The following is a 16878-nucleotide window of genomic DNA, read 5'->3' as shown; positions in this document are numbered from 1 at the left end:
GGTCCGCGCCGACCCGCTGCACGGCGGCAACCCGCCGCATCGACCACGGCCCGCCTCCCCGCGGAGCGGGACGACGGGCCGTGGTGTCGTCAGGACGACGGAGCCGAGGAGGCGCGGGATCAGACCGCTGGCATCGCTCCGGCGATCGTGATGGTCGCGCCCGAGGTGTAGCTCGACTCGGGGCTCACCAGGTGCACGTAGGCGGCGGCGAGCTCGGCGGGCTGACCGGGGCGGCCGAACGGCGCCTGGCCGCCGAACTCCGACACCGTCTCGGCGTCGTCGGAGCCGGGCTGCAGGGGAGTCCAGACCGGGCCGGGCGAGACCTGGTTGACGCGGATGCCCTTGGGGGCGAGCTGCTGCGCGAGACCCGCGGTGAAGACGCCGATCGCACCCTTGGTCAGGGCGTAGTCGATCTTGTCGGGGCTGGGCTGCGTGCCCTGCACCGAACCGGTCGTCACGATCGACGAGCCGGGCTCGAGGTGGGGGATCGCGGCCTGGGTCAGCCAGAACAGCGAGTAGACGTTGGTCTTGATGGTCGAGTCGATGTCCTCGGTGGTGAGCGTGAGGATGTCGTCGTTGCTCTTCATGCGGCCGGCGACCATGACGAGGGTGTCGAGCCCGCCGAGCTCGTCGACGGCCTTCTGCACGAGGTCCTTGCAGTACTGCTCGTCCGAGATGTCGCCGGGGACGAGGACGGCCTTGCGACCCTCGCCCTCGAGCAGGTCGCGCACCTCCTCGGCGTCCTTCTGCTCGCTGGGCAGGTAGCTCAGCACGAGGTCGGCTCCCTCACGGCTGAGCGCGATCGCGGCGGCGCGACCGATGCCCGAGTCGCCACCGGTGACGATGCCGCGGAATCCGGTCAGGCGCTCCTTGCCGACGTAGCTGGTCTCGCCGTGGTCGGGCTTCGGGTCCATCTTCCAGGCCTCGCCCGGCAGCGACTGCTCCTGCTTCGGGAACGGCGGTGCGGGGTAGAGGTCGACCGGGTTCTTCTTGTCGTATTGGCTCATGACCTCCACGGTGCCCTCACCGCGCCTCCCTCGCTCGGGGGCCTGTACCCCGGAGGCGGTCATTCGGAGCGCACGCGGAGAAAGATGAGCGTCATGCGATCGATCTGGAAGGGCGCGATCACGTTCGGGCTCGTCAACGTGCCCGTCAAGCTCTACAGCGCCACCGAGGACCACGACGTGTCCCTGCACCAGGTCCACGACGCGGACGGCGGGCGCATCCGGTACCAGCGCAAGTGCGAGATCTGCGGCAAGGTCGTCGACTACGAGCACATCGACAAGGCGTACGACGACGGCGACCGCACCGTCGTCATCACGGGCGACGACCTCAAGTCGTTGCCCGAGGAGCGCTCGCGCGAGATCGACGTGCTCGAGTTCGTGCCGAGCGACCAGGTCGACCCGATCATGCTCGACCGCAGCTACTTCCTCGAGCCGGACGGCACGTCGCCGAAGGCCTACGTGCTGTTGCGCCGCACCCTGGAGGAGACCGATCGCACCGCGATCGTGCACTTCTCCCTGCGGCAGAAGACCCGGCTCGCCGCCCTGCGCGTCCGCGGCGACGTGCTCATGCTGCAGACCCTGCTCTGGGACGACGAGGTACGCGAGGCACGGTTCCCGGCGCTCGAGAAGCAGACGCGCATCAGCGACAAGGAGCTCGACATGTCGTCGTCTCTCGTCGACTCGCTGAGCGACGACTTCGAGCCCGCCGACTTCAGCGACGACTACCAGGAGGAGTTGCGACAGCTCATCGACGCGAAGCTCGAGGAGGGGGAGTCCCTCGACACCGACGCGACCTTCGGCGAGAAGTCGGACGACGACGAGGACGGCGAGGGCGGCGAGGTCATCGACCTGATGGAGGCGCTCCGCCGGTCGGTCGAGACGAACCGGTCGGGTGGACACCGCAAGCCGGCCAAGAAGGCGGCAGCGTCCACGTCGGCGTCGTCGAGCTCGTCGGCGGCTGCGAAGAAACCGGCTGCGAAGAAGCCGGCTGCGAAGGAGCCGGCTGCGAAGAAGCCGGCTGCGAAGGAGCCGGCTGCGAAGAAGCCGGCTGCGAAGGAGCCGGCCGCGAAGGAGCCCGCCGCGAAGAAGCAGGCCGCGAAGAAGCCCGCCGCGAAGAAGCCCGCCGCGAGGAAGAAACCCGCCTCGCGCGCGACCGAGAACGAGTCCGCGTCCGACGAGAAGGCGACCCCTGAGAAGAAGGCCGGCTGACCGCAGCGCTCAGTGCTGGCGGAGCGCCTCGATGAGGTCGGCCTTCTTCAGGTCGGAGTAGCCGGTGACGCCGAGTTCTTTCGCACGGCCCCGGAGGTCGTCCACCGTCCAGTCGTCGTACGAACCGGACTTCCCGCCCTTCGCGGCCACCTTCTTCTCGCTGTTGCCCTTCTGGGCGGCGGCGTTCGAGATGCGCGCGGCTTTCTCCTTCGACGCGCCCTCGTCGCGGAGCGCTTCGTACATGTCGGGCTTCTTCAGCTGCGGGGGAGTCTCGTCCTTCGGCGTCATGCGCCCGACCGTACACTCGGCGCGACGGCTCGTCGCACGCCTCAGGCGCCGAACTGCCAGCCGGTCACGTCGGGGTGGTCCTCGCCGTGTTCGTAGGCGTAGGCCCGGGCCTCCTCGCGTCGTGACTCGAATTCCGCCACCAGGTCGGGGTGCTCGTCGGCGAGACCTGGCACGCGGTGCAGGACGTCGAGCACCAACCGGTAGCGGTCGATGTCGTTGAGCATGGCCATGTCGAAGGGCGTGGTGGTCGTGCCCTTCTCCTGGAAGCCGCGGACGTGCAGGTTCTCGTGGTTCGTCCGTCGGTAGGTCAGCTGGTGCACGAGCGACGGGTAGCCGTGGAAGTCGAACACGACGGGCGTGGACGTGGTGAAGAGCGCGTCGAAGTCGTCGCTCGTCAGACCGTGCGAGTGGTCGCGCACGTCTTGGAGGCGCATCAGGTCGACCACGTTGACCACTCGGGTGCGCAGCGACGGCAGCACCTGCCGGAGCAGGTCGGCGGCTGCCACCGTCTCGAGGGTCGGGACGTCGCCCGCGCAGGCCAGGACGACGTCGGGGTCGACGCCGTCGACTGGGGCGCCCTCGGTACCGGCCCACTCCCAGATGCCGGCGCCACGGCGGACGTGTTCCTCGGCCTCGGGCAGCGACAGCCAGGCCGGTGACTCCTGCTTGCCGGCGACGATCACGTTGACCGTGTCGGTCGTCCGGAGGGCGTGGTCGGCGACGGCGAGCAGCGTGTTGGCGTCGGGGGCCAGGTAGATGCGCACGAGGTGCGCCTGCTTGTTGACGACGACGTCGAGGAACCCCGGGTCCTGGTGGGAGAACCCGTTGTGGTCCTGCCGCCAGACGTGGGACGACAGCAGGTACGTGAAGGACGAGATGGGCGCGCGCCAGTCGATCTCGTCAGCGCTCTCGAGCCACTTCGCGTGCTGGTTGAACATCGAGTCCACGATGTGCACGAAGGCCTCGTAGGTGTTGAGCAGACCGTGGCGCCCGGTCAGCAGGTAGCCCTCCATGAGTCCCTGCAGCAGGTGCTCGCTCAGCACCTCCATCACGCGGCCGCTGCGGGCCACGTGCTCGTCGTCGGGCCAGATGTCGGCCGCCCACACCCGCTCGGTCACGTCGAACACGGGATCGAGTCGGTTCGAGACGGTCTCGTCGGGGCCGAAGAGACGGAAGGTCGACGGGTTGTCCCGGACGATCTCGGCGAGCCATCGACCGAGCACGCGGGTGGCCTCGGCCTGCGTGCGCCGGTCGTCGGAGGTCTCGACCGCGTGCGTACGGTAGTCCGTGAGGGTCAGGTCGCGGCGCACGAGACCGCCGTTGGACGCCGGGACGGCGCTCATGCGCTTGGCGCCCCGGGGCCGCAGCCCGTCGAGCCGGGCCACCGGCCGACCCGTCTCGTCGAACAGCTCGTCGGCACCGTACGACCGCATCCAGTCGTCCAGCTGCGCCCGGTGCCCGTCGTCCTCTCGGACCCCGCTGAGCGGCACCTGGTGGGCACGCCAGGTGCCCTCGATGCGCTCGCCGTCGACGACCTTCGGGCCGGTCCATCCCTTCGGGGTGCGCAACACGATCATGGGCCACCGCGGGCGTTCGGTGCCGTCGCCGTCGCGGGCTTCGCGCCGCAGTTCGTCGATGCGGTCGAAGGCGTGGTCGAGGGCGGCGGCCATGCGCTCGTGCACCCGCATCGGGTCCTCGCCGTCGAAACCGCCCGCGACGACGAGCGGCTCGTATCCGTAGCCCCGCATCAGCTCGAGCAGCTCGCCCTCGGGGATGCGCGAGAGCACCGTCGGGTTCGCGATCTTGTAGCCGTTGAGGTTGAGGATCGGCAGCACGGCCCCGTCGTGTCGGGCGTCGAGCAGCTTGTTCGCGTGCCAGCTCGTCGCCAATGGCCCGGTCTCGGCCTCGCCGTCGCCGATGACGCAGACGGCCACCAGGTCGGGGTCGTCGAGCACCGCACCGTAGGCGTGGCTCAACGAGTACCCGAGTTCACCGCCCTCGTTGATCGACCCCGGGGTCTCGGGTGCCGCGTGCGACGGGATGCCGCCCGGGAACGAGAACTGCTTGAAGAGCTTCTGCAGTCCCGCCGCGTCTTGCGTCACCTCGGGGAACAGCTCGCTGTAGGTGCCCTCGAGGTACGTGTTGGCGACCATGGCCGGCCCGCCGTGCCCCGGGCCGCAGACGTACAAGAGGTCGCGGTCGTCGCGCCGGATCACGCGGTTGAGGTGCGCGTAGACGAAGCTCAGCGCGGGCGACGTGCCCCAGTGGCCGAGGAGGCGCGGTTTGATGTCGTCGCGCGCGATCGGCCGCGTGAGCAGCGCGTTGTCCATCAGGTAGATCTGCCCGACGGTCAGGTAGTTGGCGGCCCGCCACCACGCGTCGACGAGAGCGAGGTCGTCGGGGGTCGCCGGTGGCATCGGCGTCGAGTGGTCGTTCGTCACTGGCCCTCCATGTCGTCGGTGGTGCCCTCACGGCTCATCTCGTCGATGGTGATCGCCGCGTTGACGAGGGCGAGGTGGCTGAGGCCCTGCGGCACGTTGCCGAGGAACTGCCCGTCGTCGGCGCTGATCATCTCGGTCAGCAGGCCCACGTCGTTCGGCTGCTGCACGAGCTGGTCCATCAGCTCGACCGCTTCGTCCTGACGGCCCACGCACGCCAGGGCGCTGGCGAGCCAGAAGGCACAGGCCACGAACGTGCCTTCCTCCTGGTCGACCTCGCTGTAGCGGAACAGCAGGGGGCCGGCCGAGAGCCCGCGCTGCATCGCGTCGATGGTGCGGGACATGCGCTCGCCGCGGTCGAAACCGCTGGGGGCGTGCAGCAGCACCGACGCGTCGAGCTTCTCGCTGCCCGGGTACATGACGTACGAGCCGATCTTCTCGTTCCAGCCGTGCTCGGCGACCCAGTCCTCGATCAGGTCGCGGTTCTTCCGCCAGAAGACGACGTCCTCGGGGTCGGGGTGCATCTGGCCGACCTCGGTGAGGTGCAGGGCGGCGTCGATGGCCTGCCAGCAGCCCATCTTGCTGCTCACGTAGTGCTGCTCGTCCGGCAGCTCCCACATGCCCGAGTCCTTCTCCTGCCAGCGGCGGCAGGCGTCGTCGGCGAAACCGGCGAGCAGGTCGCCGGTGGACTCGTCGAGGATGTTGCCGTCGGCCGCGTACTGGCTCATGATCGCCAGGATGTCGGCGTAGGTGCCGAGCTGCAGCTGCTCGCCCGCCGGATTGCCCTTGTAGACCGGGCCGATGCCGCGCCAGCCCTCGGACCCCGTCTCGTGGGTGCCGTCCGGCACCGAGCCGTCGAGGTTGAGGAAGATGTGCATCGTGCGGCCGTTGGCCTTGAGCGCCGAGAGCAACCACGAGACGGCTGCCTGGGTCTCTTCTCGCAGGCCGAAGCGGACGAGCGCGTTCACCGTGTAGGCCAGGTCGCGTACCCAGGCGAAGCGGTAGTCCCAGTTCTTGTCCCCGGTGAAGTTCTCGGGCAGGGCCGCCGTGGCGGCTGCCGCGATCGCGCCGGTGGGGCTGAAGATCAGCAGCTTGAGCGCGAGGGCGCTGCGCTGCACGGCGTCGGACCACGGGCCGTCCCAGTTGAACTCGTCCGACCAGGTCTGCCAGTTGCGGACCGTGCGGTCGATGCCCTGGTCGACCACGTGCGGGTCGGGCAGGTGCAGGGGTTCGTCCTCGACGCCGCAGAGACAGATCAACGAGCGCGACCCCTCGTGGGTGGTGAACTCGCCCCAGAACCGGTGCGGTCCGCCGTGGGCCTCGCCGTCGCCGGGTTCGACCGAGTCGAGGCGGCCGTGCTCGAAGCCGACGAGCGCCAGGTTGATGTCGGCGGCGCGCAGGACCGGCCCGTGCAACGTGTCGACCCGGCGGATCGGGTGCGTGCCGAACGTGTTGCCCGGGATCACCGCCCAGCGCATGGCGACCGACCCCGTCACGCCCTCGATGCGGCGGGCGAGCTCGGCCCAGGGAAGGCGCCCCGCGATGCCGGTGACCAGCGCGTCGGTGATCTGGACGACACCCGTGGAGGTGCGGAAGCGGGTCACGAGGACGTTCGTGTTCTCGACGTACTCGCGCTGCACCTCGAAGTCGTCGTCGACGGGGCGCAGTTCGATGCGTCCGCCCTTGCCGGCGTCGACGATGCCGGAGAACACCGGGTCGCTGTCCATGTCGGGCATCGGCAGCCAGTCGATCTGGCCGTCGCGGGCGATGAGGGCGACGGTCCGACCGTCGCCGATCGCCCCGTAGGAGCGCAGCGGCACGTAGCCGTCGTCCCGGGGGTCGGGGCGGTGCCATTCGCCGGCGGCGGCCGTCGTCGCGCCGAAGTGGTCGGCCTGGATGTCGTCGGTGGTCTCGAGGGTGTCCGTCACGCCTCCTACGGTGGCCCAGCGCGCCTCCTCGTGCCCGTCCCTCGCAGTGTTCTGTGTGCCAACAACGGCCTCCGTACCCCTGGGGGCGAGAAAAGGAGCCGGTGGACATGTCGGGCGGGTAGACCGGTCGGATGCCTCTTCCGACCGGAACCACGTCCGAGCCCCGCTTGTTCTTCGACGCGAGAGCCACCCTCGGCGAGAGTCCCGTCTGGGACGTCGACGCCCACGAGCTGGTCTGGACCGACATCACGAACGGCCTCCTGCATCGCACCTCGGCGGACGGCACACGCGACACGACGGTCGTCGTCGACCCGCCCCTGCCGAGCTTCCAGCGTCGTCGCGGCGGCGGCCTGATCGCCGCACTCGACGACACGGTGATCGTCATGCGAGACGACGGGACCGAGCAGCGGACGATCGCGACGGTCGACCACGCCGACGAGCGCCTCCGGCTGAACGAGGGCAAGTGCGACCCGTTCGGCGCCTTCGTCGTCGGCGCCACCGACCCCGAGGGCAGCCCCGTGGCCGGTCTCTACCGCGTCGCCCCGGACGGCACGCTCACCCAGCTGCGCGACGACTTCGCCACGACCAACGGGTTCGAGTGGAACGACGACGGCAGCGAGATCTACCTCACCGACACCGGTGACGACACGATCTACCGGGCCTCGTGGGATGCCGACGGCACCCTGGGCGAGCTCGTCCCGTTCTCGTCGCAGGGCGCCCACGACGGCCTGGCCCGCGACGAGCGCGGCGAGTTCTGGGGGGCCATCTACGGCGAGGGCAAGGTGGTGCACCTCGACGCCGACGGCGGTCTCGTGGACGAGATCACCTTCCCGGTGCCGAACCTGACCGGCATCGGCTTCGGCGGCGACGACCTGCGCACGCTGTTCGTGCTGTCGGCCCGCGAGGGGCTGAGCGACGAACAGCTCGAGGAGTTCCCGCTGAGCGGCGGCATCTTCGCGCTCGAGCTCGACCGGGCGGCCCGACCGCCGTTCCTCTTCGGCTGACTCGAGAGTCCGCGCGTCCGCGAGTCCGCGAGTCCGAGAGAGTCCGCGCGAGCTCAAGCGCCCGCAGGCCCGCACGCGTCCGCACGCCCCCACGCGCCGACCGAACGACGTCGCCCGCCCGATCACGTGCTCGGGCGGGCGACGTCGTACCGTCCTGGGAGACGCGTCAGATGCGCCCCGCGAGCTCGTCGCGTGGCGTGACGCCTGCCGCGATGACGGCCCGGGCGGCGTCACGGGCCTCCTCGACGTTCCACAACAGCACGCCCTCGACCGCGCCGTCGTCGCCCAGGTAGTACGCCACGGCCTCGCCGTCGCCCTTGTCGTCGACGACCGTCTCGAGCGACGCGTCGAGCGTGCCGACGGCCTCGTACGAGATGTCGAAGACCTTCGAGTAGTAGTACGGCGTGTGGTCGTAGACCTCATCGGCCCCGGTCATGTTGCGACCGACGACGGGGCCCTGCGACTTGGCGTTGTCGACGTGCTCGACGCGGCGGCGCCCGAGGATCGCGTCCGGGTACGAGGCCACGTCGCCGGCGGCGAACACGTTCGGGTCGCTCGTCCGCAGGTGCTCGTCGACCACGATGCCGTCGTCGACGGTCAGACCCGCGTCGGCCGCGAGCTGGTCGTCGACCGAGATGCCGAGCCCGACGACGACCGCGTCGGCGTCGAGGGTCGAGCCGTCGTCGAGCCGCAGGTGGACGCCGGCGTCGTCGGCCGTGCCGCTCTCGACGCGACGTCCGCGGGCCAGCTCGACCCGCGCCTCCTCGAAGGCCTTCTCGAAGGTCGAAGCGATCGACGCGGGGAACACCGATCCGCCGAGCACGTCGTCGGGGAAGACCAGCGTCACGCGGGTGTCGTTCTGCACGAGGGCCGCGGCGAGCTCGGTGCCGATGTAGCTGCCCCCCACGACGACGACGTGCCGGCCGCCGCCCGAGAGCGAGCGCAGTCGGCGGTAGTCCTCGGCGGTCCGGAAGTACACGACGCGGTCGTCGTCCGGCAGGTCGAGTGCCGTGGGGCTGCCGCCCGTGGCGAGCAGCAGGGCCCCGTAGCCGATCACGTCGCCGGTGCTGGTGGTCACCGTCCGGGCGTCGCGATCGATCGACTCGACGAGCGTCCGCAGTCGGATCTCGGCACCCGAGTCGGCGACGGTGCCGAGGTCGTTGTCGGCCTCGGTGTAGTCGGGGTCGGTCCAGAGCTTCTTGGACAACGCCGGACGCGTGTAGGGCGCGTCGACGTCGGCGCTGACGATCAGCACCGACGCGTCGGGCGTGGCCTCGTGGATGGCCTTCGCGGCGGCGTCGGCGGTCATGCCGCCGCCCACGATGACGTGGTCGAACGATTCGGTCATGGGGTCGTCCTCTCGACGAGAGAGGGCACCGCCCAGGAGGCGCGGGTGGCGCGCTCCCGGACGGTGCCCTCGTGAGGTGGTCGGGTCAGTTGGCGACGGCGCCGACGCGGTCGAGGCCCTCGGCCGCGGCCTCCTCGTCACGCTGACGGGTGTCGTCCTGGCGGGCGTCCTTCTCGGGGTGACGGTTCTCGGCACCGGTCATCCAGGCGAGCTGCTCGAGGCGCTCGAGGATGCTGTGCAGCACGTCGGCCGTCGTGGGGTCCTCGTCGTCGACGTCGTCGTGGACCGCGCGCATCGTGCCGGTGACGGCGTACATGCGGTCGACGATCAGGTCGACCACCGCGGTGGTCTCGACGGGGCCGGCGGGGAACTCGGGCAGGCTGGTGCCGCGGGTGACGGTCGAGGTGCGGCCGTCGGGGATCAGGTAGACGGCACGCATGCGCTCGGCCACCTCGTCGCTGAACTCGCGGGCTGCGTCGACGATCTCGTCGAGCTGCAGGTGGAGGTCGCGGAAGTTCGAGCCGAGCAGGTTCCAGTGCGCCTGCTTGCCCTGGACGTGCAGTTCGATGAGGTCGACGAGGACCTTCTGCATGTTGTCGCGGAGTTGGTCGGATCCCTGGAACATGATGTCTCCCGTTCGTCGTGGGTTCGTGCGGAGTCGTCGCACCGGTGGGTGCGAGGTGGACGGTAGACCGCGGCCCTCGGCGACGGCTCAGTCTTCGGGGGACACGCGAGCAGGACGTCCCGTCCGGAGCGCCCGACCGTGCCCCCGGGGACGCGCCGACGGGGCGCTGCCGGCTGTGATCGACTCGTGATCCACGGCCCTGGAGGACGGACCGTACCGGATGGTATGTTCGCCTGCATCGGCACCGAAGCCGACGCCCGGCCGTGGGTACCCGATCCTCGGCCCATGCTCTGAGGGGGGCTGACATGGCACGAGCGGTACCCGGACGCGCCGACCGTCCTGGATTCGACGCGACCGAGATCACCCGGCTGCGACGTGAGATCGAGAGTGCCTGGGGAGCGTTCGACGACATCGAGCAGATGGACTTCGCCCATCGGGTGCGGGTCGTCCACGGTCTCGCCGACGCCCTGCCCGACGCGGCGAGCGCGGCGGCCCGAGCCGGGCTGGGTGGCCTCGCCCTCGCCCTGCTCGACGACGCGGCGTCCTTCCCGCCTCCGTGGGCGTCGATCTGTGGCCGCTGGGACCTCACGCTCGAGATGGCCCGGGCCGCGGTCGAGTCGATCGCCTGGCCGGAGGGCGAGCCCTGGGGCGAGCTGCCGCTGGTGGGCACGGCCGCCTGACGTCGCCTAGCGTGGCGGCATGAGCTCCACACCGTCGCGCGGCCACGGACGTCGCCGGGTCGGCCTGTGGCGCTTCGTCCGCACGGTCGTGCTCGACTACCGGTACGTCTGGTGGGTGCACCTCGTCCCGCGGTCGGGCCGGGTGGTGCCGGCCCGCTACCGTCACGGCGACCGTGAGCCCGTCCTGCTGCTGCCCGGCGTCTACGAGACCTGGCGCTTCCTCCGACCGGTGGCCGACCGGCTGAACGACCGGGGCCACCCGGTCGTCGTCGTCCCGGGCATGGGTCACAACCGTCGTCCGATCGCGGCGACCGCCGAGGTCGCCCAGCGCATCCTCGACGCCCACGACCTCCGGGACGTCGTCGTGCTGGCGCACAGTAAGGGCGGGTTGGTCGGCAAGACGATGATGGTCTCGACCGACACCGATCGGCGCATCACCCGCATGGTGACGGTCAACAGTCCCTTCTCGGGTTCGCGCTGGGCGACGGTGCTGCCGGTCAGGGCGCTGAGGCCCTTCTCGCCCCGGGACGCCGACCTGCTGCGCCTCGCCGAGCAGCGTGAGGCGAACCGCACCATCACGTCGATGGCGTCGCGGTTCGACGCCCACGTCACCGAGGGCAGCGTCCTGCCGGGGGCCGTCAACCTCGAGTTCCCGGTCGACGGCCACTTCCGGCCGCTGGGCCACGCCCGGTGCGTCGCGATGATCGTGCGCGAGGTCGAGGCCGGGGCGGGCTCGGCGGCGTCGACCGCGGCGTCCTAGCCCTCGACCCAGCCGAGGGCCCGCAACGTCTCGTGGGGCCGTTCGACGTGGGCGAAGTGCCCGCAGTCGGCGAGCAGGGTCGTCCGGGCGTGTCGCACGAGCCCGGCCAGGCGGTCGAGGTCGGACGCCCGGGCGAAGACGTCGTCGGCTCCGCTGACGGCGGCGACGTCGCAGTCGATCCCTTGCCACCTGGTCGCGTCGTAGCCCTGTCCCGACCGGGAGGCCGCGAGGAAGCCCCGGGGCCTGAGCTCGGCCACGAACGCCTCGAGCACCGAGCGCGGGACGCGGTCGACGTGGCGGAACACGGGCGACGACAGTGCTCGCAGCAGTCCGATGCGGGCCGCGCCGCGCAGCAGGGACGCGGAGGCGCGGGGGAGCGCCCCGAACGCCGCGCGCAGCAGCGTGAAGGCCGGCAGTCGCACCAGGCCGCGCACCGGGTGCGTGACGGCGTCGATCGCGGAGAACGACGTGGCCGACACGACCGAGACGCTGAGCACGAGGTCGGGGCGGACGGCGGCCAGGTGCAGGGCGACGAAGGCGCCCATCGAGTGACCCACGAGGTCGAACTCCGTGACCCCCAGCGCCTCGGTGACCTCGACCACCACGGCGGCGGCCGACTCGACGTCGAGGCCCGGATCGGGCTCGGGCGAGTCACCCCAGCCGGGCAGGTCGATCAGCACCGGGCGGGAGACCATCGCGTCCACCTCGCGGGCGGCCTGCAGCAGGGGAGTCCAGGTGGTCCACGACCCGGCCGCGCCGTGCAGCATGACGGTCGCCCGGCGTCGTGCGGATCGGTCGACCGGTGACGCCGCGTGGTGCACGACCGTGCGGCCGTGCGCCGTGTCGATCGTCTCGCGGGTGAGTCCGATGGCCCGGGGATCGGTGACCAGGTCGAACGGGGCGTATGCGTCGACGGTCGGAGCGACCACCCCTGTCGCCCGGCCCCGTCGCATCGTCGGATGCTACCCGATGATCTCTTCCCGCACGCGTCTCAGATCCTCGAGCAGCGACCCGACCAGCACCCAGTTGTCCGGGTCGGGTCGCAGCACGCTCACGGGCGAGGTGAGGGCCGGGCCGTCGTCGTGCCCGAGGCCCGTCACGTGCCCGGCGGTGGTGTCGGGGACGCGGGAGGCGCGCCCGGCCGGCAGCGCCTCCTCGGTGGTCCGCGCCAGCAGGCGCACGTCGTGGGCGGCCCGTCTCAGGTCTTCGGCGATGCTCTGCACCACGGGGTCGTCGGCCAACCCCGAGTCGTAGTTGTCGTGGACCGACCGGACCATGCCCACGACGCGGTTGACGAGCACGGTCAACCGCCGGAGCAGCGCCGCGTCGGCCTCGAGCACGCTGCGGTTGCGGCTCGCGCGGGGGTTGAGCTGCAGGCTCTCCTCGCCCGCGGTGACCGCGTCGACCGCCCGGGCCTGGGTCACCCGCAGCTCACGGGCCTGCGTCAGACCGGTCGCGAGGCGCGACCCGTCGACCGGCTCGTCGAGCACGGCGGCGGTCTCGTCGAGCACGGACGCGATGTCGCGCGCCAGGCGGCCGACGGCGAGGTGAGCCGGCGCGAGCGCGACGGGAGGCACGATCAACGCGTTGATCGCCAGGGCGATGGCCGCGCCGATGATCGTCTCGAGCACCCGGTCGAGCGCGTAGTCGGGCGTCTGGGCGCCGATCGCCAGCACGAGCATCGCCGAGATCGGCACCTGGTTGGCCGAGCTCGGCGTCAGCCGGAACGCCCACGCGACGAGCAGGCTCACCACGACGATCGCCAGCACGATCCAGGTCGCGTCGCCGAAGAGCCGGCCGGCCGCGAACGCGATGAGCACGCCGGCGATGACGCCCACGCTGCGCTCGAGCCCCCGGACGAACGACTGGTTGACGCTCGGCAGCACCACGAGCAGGGCGGCGATCGCCGCGAAGATCGGCAACGGCTGCTGCAACAGGGCCACCGAGGCGAACCAGGCCGCCATCACCGCGACGCTGGTCTTCACCACCTGCAACAGGGGCGTGCGCTTCGTCTGGCGGATGCGCGAGACGATCTTCACGACCCCAGGGTAGACGGGGAGGCGCGGCCTGCGTCGCGACGCCGCGTCAGGTCACGAATCGGTCACCCCGCCCGCGCCTCCCCGCCGATCGGGCCCGGTGCTGGTTGACTGCCTCCCCGTGTGGCCCAACTCCGCCGAGGTGCTCCCCGCCGCGTTCGCGAACTCGGGGCTGACCGTCGTCGCCTTCCGACCGCACTCGGTCGAGCCCTCGGGCGCCGGGTTCCTCTACGGCTACGAGGTCGACACGGTCGACCCCGCCGGCGCGACCGCGACCGTGCTCACCTTCATCGACACCGACACCCGGGCCGCCGACGCGTCGTCGGTGCTCACCCGCGACCCGACCACCGGTCAGCCGCTCGCCGTCTGGGCGTACCCGGCCGACCCCATGCTGCCGGCGCTCGCCGGAGCCACCTACCCCGACCGGGTGGCCGACGCGCTCGCGGCCCTCGGCGTCGTCGTCACCGAACCCCGTCTGAGCGTCGCGGCGTACCGGCCGGGCAAGCGGGCCGTGATCCGCCTCGACGCGGCCGAGACCACCGTCTTCCTCAAGGTGGTCAGGCCCGACCGGGTGGCACCGATCGTCGCCCTGCACGAGGCGTTCCGGGCCCAGGGGCTGCCGGTGCCCGCCGTGCTCGCGTCGCGACCCGACGGCCTGCTCGTCCTCGAGCGCGTCCCCGGGGTGCCGGCCGGGCAGCGCGTCGTCGAGCTCGGCGACGACCCCCGGTTCGTCGAGCAGATGGTCGACCTCGGGACGCGCATCGCCCGGGTCGAGGTGACCGCCCGGGCACAGTCCGACGCCCTCGACCACGGGGCCTGGCACCGCTCGACGCTGCGAGCCGCACTGCCCGACCGGGCGACCGAGATCGACGGCCTCTACGACGAGATCGACCGGCGCCGCGCCTCCTCCGCCTCGGACGCCCTGGCCGTGATCCACGGCGACCTGCACCTCGAGCAGCTGTTCGTGCACCCGTCCGAGCCGTGGCGGGTCACCGGTCTGCTCGACGTGGACACCGCGGGGCTCGGGCACCCGGCCCGCGACGCCGCGGCCCTCGTCGCCCACCTGGTCGTGACCGGGCAGTGGCACCGGGGCAACGGCGACGAGGCCGAGGCCCGGGCCTGCGAAGGTCTCGCCGACGACGTGACGCGCGCCTGGGTCGAACGCCTGCCCGACCTCGCCGACCGGCTTGCGCCCGGCGTCGCGTCGCAGCTGCTCGCCCACGCCGGCGGCCAGGCCACCCTCGGCACCGACACCGGCCGCCGCAAGGCCGTGCAGCTGATCGGCGCCGCCGCCGGCACCCTCGCCCGCCCCGCCTGACCCGCCCCGCGCCTGCCCCCGCCCCCCGCCCGCCCCGCCTGGCTCGGTGTGCAATTCGCGACCACCACGTCGCGACACGCCGCTCACGTCCGTCACGCGGCGGCGTGTCGCGAGCCCGGTGTCGGGTTGTGCACGCAATTCGCGCCCCCCGCGGTCGGGTTTGGCTCGCCGACGCCGCCCCCCTAAGCCGACGCCGACGCCGACCCCTGAGCCGACGCCGACGGCAGCGGCAGCAGCCGTGACGGCGGGTCGTGCCGTGGGTCGCCCGCTCGCCCGTCGGACACACACGCACCGCCCGACGGGCCTACCGTGGCGCGCAACACCCACCCGCGCACCCGGAGGCACCATGCCGTCACCCTGGCTCGACGCCGCGCCCGACGTCACGACCGACAGGATCGACCCCGAGACCGTCTACGACGACGTGATCGTCGGCGGCGGCCTGACCGGCCTGGTCACCGCTCTGCTGTTCGCACGGCGCGGCCACCGCGTCGCCGTGCTGGAGGCGCGCTCGGTGGGCAGCGTCGCGAGCGGCAGCGGCACGGCGTCGATGTCGCTGCTGCAGGGCAAGCAGCTCCAGCGCATCCGCACCAACACCTACCAGAGCGTCGTCGACGCCTATGTCGCGGGCAACCGGGCGGGTTTCGACTGGATGGTCGACTACCTCGACGAGGCCGGAGTCGAGGTCGAGCGTCGGGACGCGTACAGCTATTCGACGACCCGGGGAGGGATCGCCACGGTCGACGACGAGTACCTCGTCGCGCGGAGGGCCGGCCTGCCCGTCGTGAAGGAGTTCGGCCTCGACCTGCCGTTCGGCACCACGGGCGGGCTCCGGCTGCCCGACCAAGCTCAGTTCGACCCGATGCAGGCCGTCGTCGCCCTCGTGGCGGACGTCCGGGCGCTCGGCGGCATCGTCGTCGAGGGGGTGCGCGTCACCGGGGTCGACGCGTCCAGCCCGACGGTGACCCACAGCGACGGACCCGACGTCCGCGGCCACCGGGTCCACGTCACGACCGGCAGCCCTGTGCTCGACCGCGGCCTCTACTTCGCGAAGCTCCGCAGCGAGCGCTCCTACGGCCTCGCCTTCGAGGGCGCCGACGACCTGCCCGACGGCATGTACCAGGCGGTCGACGGGCCCACGCGGTCGTTCTCGGCGGTGGGCGACCGCCTCGTGACCGGGGGCAACCGGCACCCGGTGGGCCGCGCCTCCTCGACGACCGAGCTGGTCGACGACCTCGTCGACTGGACGACGCGCCACTGGCCCGGAGCCCGGCTGACCCACTCGTGGAGCGGTCAGGACTACGGCACGCCGCACCACGTGCCGTTCGTCGGCTGGCTGCCGCGCGGTCGCGGGCGCATCTACCTCGCGACCGGGTACGAGCACTGGGGGCTGACCAACGCGGTCCAGGCGGCGATGACCCTCGTCTCGGACGTGCTCGGCGATCCCCAGCCGTGGATGACCACGCTGCACGGGCGCGTCACCACGCCGATCGCGATCGCTTCCGGCATCGGGATCAACGCGGCCGACGCCTGGTGGGCGGCCAAGGGCTGGGCCGGGGCGATGACCCGCCGTCTGGTCGCCGTCGCCCCCGCCGAGGGACAGGGCGAGGTCGGTCGCTCGGGCGGCTTCGCCCCGGTCGCGCGCTCGACCGTGGACGGCGAGGTGTGCACCGTGTCGGCGATCTGCCCGCACCTCGTCGGCATCGTCACCTGGAACGACTCGGAACGGTCGTGGGACTGCCCGCTGCACGGGTCGCGGTTCGCCGCCGACGGCACCGTGCTCGAGGGGCCGGCGACCCGCGGCCTGCGTCGTCGCGGCTGACGGGCCGCCGACCCGCCGCGACGGACCGAGGCGGCCGAGCGGCCGCGACGGGCCGGCCGCGACAGGCCGTCGAGACACGAGGAGGCGCTGGTGGCGTACCGGCGCGTCGTACGCGTAAACTGTCCCCAGCTTCACCGCCCGGGTGTTCTCCGGTCCGCGCCTCCTCCGGTGCGAGTCGACACCTCGGCGTGACGGGGCTTCGGGGCACGCGCCGTCGTCGGACTGCCCGCCACGAAGGTCGCCCGTCGCGAAGCCGGTACAGCTGTCCACCGCGCGGCACCCCGCCCCGCACGCATCCGGCGTGACCGTCTCGGTCGTCGTCCGTCCGGGTCGCCGAGCCTCTCGGTGCCCCGCGCAGCACCCACCGCCGACATGGCGGCACAGCACCGTCGACGCCCCGCGTCGACCACGAGGAGGAGCC

At 71.9% G+C, this 16878-nt stretch carries 14 protein-coding genes; 6 read left to right on the top strand and 8 right to left on the bottom strand.

All coding sequences use genetic code 11. From position 1 onward, the window contains the following. Positions 1–119 precede the first annotated feature (119 nt). Positions 120–1007, bottom strand: coding sequence for an SDR family oxidoreductase (locus IFT88_RS13075; RefSeq protein WP_043594244.1), 888 nt, complete (start codon positions 1005–1007; stop codon positions 120–122). A 93-nt stretch (positions 1008–1100) separates the two neighbouring features. On the opposite strand from IFT88_RS13075, the gene ku reads away from it, so the two are divergent. Then, positions 1101–2213: a non-homologous end joining protein Ku gene (gene ku / locus IFT88_RS13070; RefSeq protein WP_192121078.1), complete on the top strand. Its 1113-nt coding sequence runs from the start codon at positions 1101–1103 to the stop codon at positions 2211–2213. A gap of 9 nt (positions 2214–2222) precedes the next feature. Here the strand turns inward: ku and IFT88_RS13065 are convergent, their stop codons facing one another. From IFT88_RS13065 to IFT88_RS13055, 3 genes are read right to left on the bottom strand one after another with little or no spacing between them, the layout of a single operon-like run. Then, positions 2223–2501: a DUF7218 family protein gene (locus IFT88_RS13065; RefSeq protein WP_043594234.1), complete on the bottom strand. Its 279-nt coding sequence runs from the start codon at positions 2499–2501 to the stop codon at positions 2223–2225. 41 nt (positions 2502–2542) lie between these two features. Then, positions 2543–4918 carry a phosphoketolase family protein gene (locus IFT88_RS13060; RefSeq protein ID WP_192121194.1) on the bottom strand — a complete coding sequence of 792 codons (2376 nt, stop codon included), beginning with the start codon at positions 4916–4918 and terminating at the stop codon, positions 2543–2545. Positions 4919–4938: 20 nt separating this feature from the next. Next, positions 4939–6759, bottom strand: a complete 1821-nt coding sequence (locus IFT88_RS13055; protein WP_043594249.1) for a glycoside hydrolase family 15 protein — start codon at positions 6757–6759, stop codon at positions 4939–4941. A gap of 239 nt (positions 6760–6998) precedes the next feature. On the opposite strand from IFT88_RS13055, the gene IFT88_RS13050 reads away from it, so the two are divergent. Then, positions 6999–7871, top strand: a complete 873-nt coding sequence (locus tag IFT88_RS13050; protein WP_192121077.1) for an SMP-30/gluconolactonase/LRE family protein — start codon at positions 6999–7001, stop codon at positions 7869–7871. A 166-nt stretch (positions 7872–8037) separates the two neighbouring features. Here IFT88_RS13050 and IFT88_RS13045 read toward each other — a convergent pair whose 3' ends face one another. Then, on the bottom strand, positions 8038–9219 hold the full coding sequence (locus tag IFT88_RS13045; RefSeq protein ID WP_192121075.1) for an NAD(P)/FAD-dependent oxidoreductase: 1182 nt from the start codon (positions 9217–9219) through the stop codon (positions 8038–8040). Between the two features lie 85 nt (positions 9220–9304). Next, on the bottom strand, positions 9305–9844 hold the full coding sequence (locus IFT88_RS13040; protein ID WP_082059886.1) for a Dps family protein: 540 nt from the start codon (positions 9842–9844) through the stop codon (positions 9305–9307). Positions 9845–10149: 305 nt separating this feature from the next. Between IFT88_RS13040 and IFT88_RS13035 the strand changes: the two genes are divergently transcribed. Together IFT88_RS13035 and IFT88_RS13030 are read left to right on the top strand one after the other, a co-directional pair. After that, on the top strand, positions 10150–10524 hold the full coding sequence (locus IFT88_RS13035) for a hypothetical protein (RefSeq protein WP_055973580.1): 375 nt from the start codon (positions 10150–10152) through the stop codon (positions 10522–10524). A gap of 19 nt (positions 10525–10543) precedes the next feature. Beyond that, positions 10544–11284, top strand: coding sequence for an esterase/lipase family protein (locus IFT88_RS13030; protein WP_137847120.1), 741 nt, complete (start codon positions 10544–10546; stop codon positions 11282–11284). Here the strand turns inward: IFT88_RS13030 and IFT88_RS13025 are convergent. Both IFT88_RS13025 and IFT88_RS13020 read right to left on the bottom strand, forming a co-directional pair. Then, complete coding sequence (locus IFT88_RS13025; protein WP_192121073.1) at positions 11281–12237, bottom strand: alpha/beta fold hydrolase; 957 nt, start codon at positions 12235–12237, stop codon at positions 11281–11283. The genes IFT88_RS13030 and IFT88_RS13025 overlap by 4 nt on opposite strands. 9 nt (positions 12238–12246) lie before the next feature. Then, on the bottom strand, positions 12247–13323 hold the full coding sequence (locus IFT88_RS13020) for an FUSC family protein (protein ID WP_192121071.1): 1077 nt from the start codon (positions 13321–13323) through the stop codon (positions 12247–12249). A gap of 118 nt (positions 13324–13441) precedes the next feature. On the opposite strand from IFT88_RS13020, the gene IFT88_RS13015 reads away from it, so the two are divergent. Both IFT88_RS13015 and IFT88_RS13010 read left to right on the top strand, forming a co-directional pair. Continuing rightward, on the top strand, positions 13442–14638 hold the full coding sequence (locus IFT88_RS13015; RefSeq protein ID WP_052505173.1) for a phosphotransferase family protein: 1197 nt from the start codon (positions 13442–13444) through the stop codon (positions 14636–14638). A gap of 346 nt (positions 14639–14984) precedes the next feature. Then, complete coding sequence (locus IFT88_RS13010; protein WP_192121069.1) at positions 14985–16457, top strand: FAD-dependent oxidoreductase; 1473 nt, start codon at positions 14985–14987, stop codon at positions 16455–16457. Positions 16458–16878: the final 421 nt, after the last annotated feature.

The organism is Frigoribacterium sp. CFBP 8751 (assembly GCF_014841545.1).
Classification (GTDB): Bacteria; Actinomycetota; Actinomycetes; order Actinomycetales; family Microbacteriaceae; genus Frigoribacterium.
The sequence above is the reverse complement of the archived record's forward strand: the minus strand, read 5'-3'. Positions and strand labels throughout refer to the sequence as shown.

Bases quoted from the DNA above. Each gene is read 5' to 3' on its own strand.
- IFT88_RS13075 (WP_043594244.1), bottom strand. From the start codon at position 1,007: ATGAGCCAATACGACAAGAAGAACCCGGTCGACCTCTACCCCGCACCG.
- ku (WP_192121078.1), top strand. From the start codon at position 1,101: ATGCGATCGATCTGGAAGGGCGCGATCACGTTCGGGCTCGTCAACGTG.
- IFT88_RS13065 (WP_043594234.1), bottom strand. From the start codon at position 2,501: ATGACGCCGAAGGACGAGACTCCCCCGCAGCTGAAGAAGCCCGACATG.
- IFT88_RS13060 (WP_192121194.1), bottom strand. From the start codon at position 4,918: ATGCCACCGGCGACCCCCGACGACCTCGCTCTCGTCGACGCGTGGTGG.
- IFT88_RS13050 (WP_192121077.1), top strand. From the start codon at position 6,999: ATGCCTCTTCCGACCGGAACCACGTCCGAGCCCCGCTTGTTCTTCGAC.
- IFT88_RS13045 (WP_192121075.1), bottom strand. From the start codon at position 9,219: ATGACCGAATCGTTCGACCACGTCATCGTGGGCGGCGGCATGACCGCC.
- IFT88_RS13040 (WP_082059886.1), bottom strand. From the start codon at position 9,844: ATGTTCCAGGGATCCGACCAACTCCGCGACAACATGCAGAAGGTCCTC.
- IFT88_RS13035 (WP_055973580.1), top strand. From the start codon at position 10,150: ATGGCACGAGCGGTACCCGGACGCGCCGACCGTCCTGGATTCGACGCG.
- IFT88_RS13030 (WP_137847120.1), top strand. From the start codon at position 10,544: ATGAGCTCCACACCGTCGCGCGGCCACGGACGTCGCCGGGTCGGCCTG.
- IFT88_RS13025 (WP_192121073.1), bottom strand. From the start codon at position 12,237: ATGCGACGGGGCCGGGCGACAGGGGTGGTCGCTCCGACCGTCGACGCA.
- IFT88_RS13010 (WP_192121069.1), top strand. From the start codon at position 14,985: ATGCCGTCACCCTGGCTCGACGCCGCGCCCGACGTCACGACCGACAGG.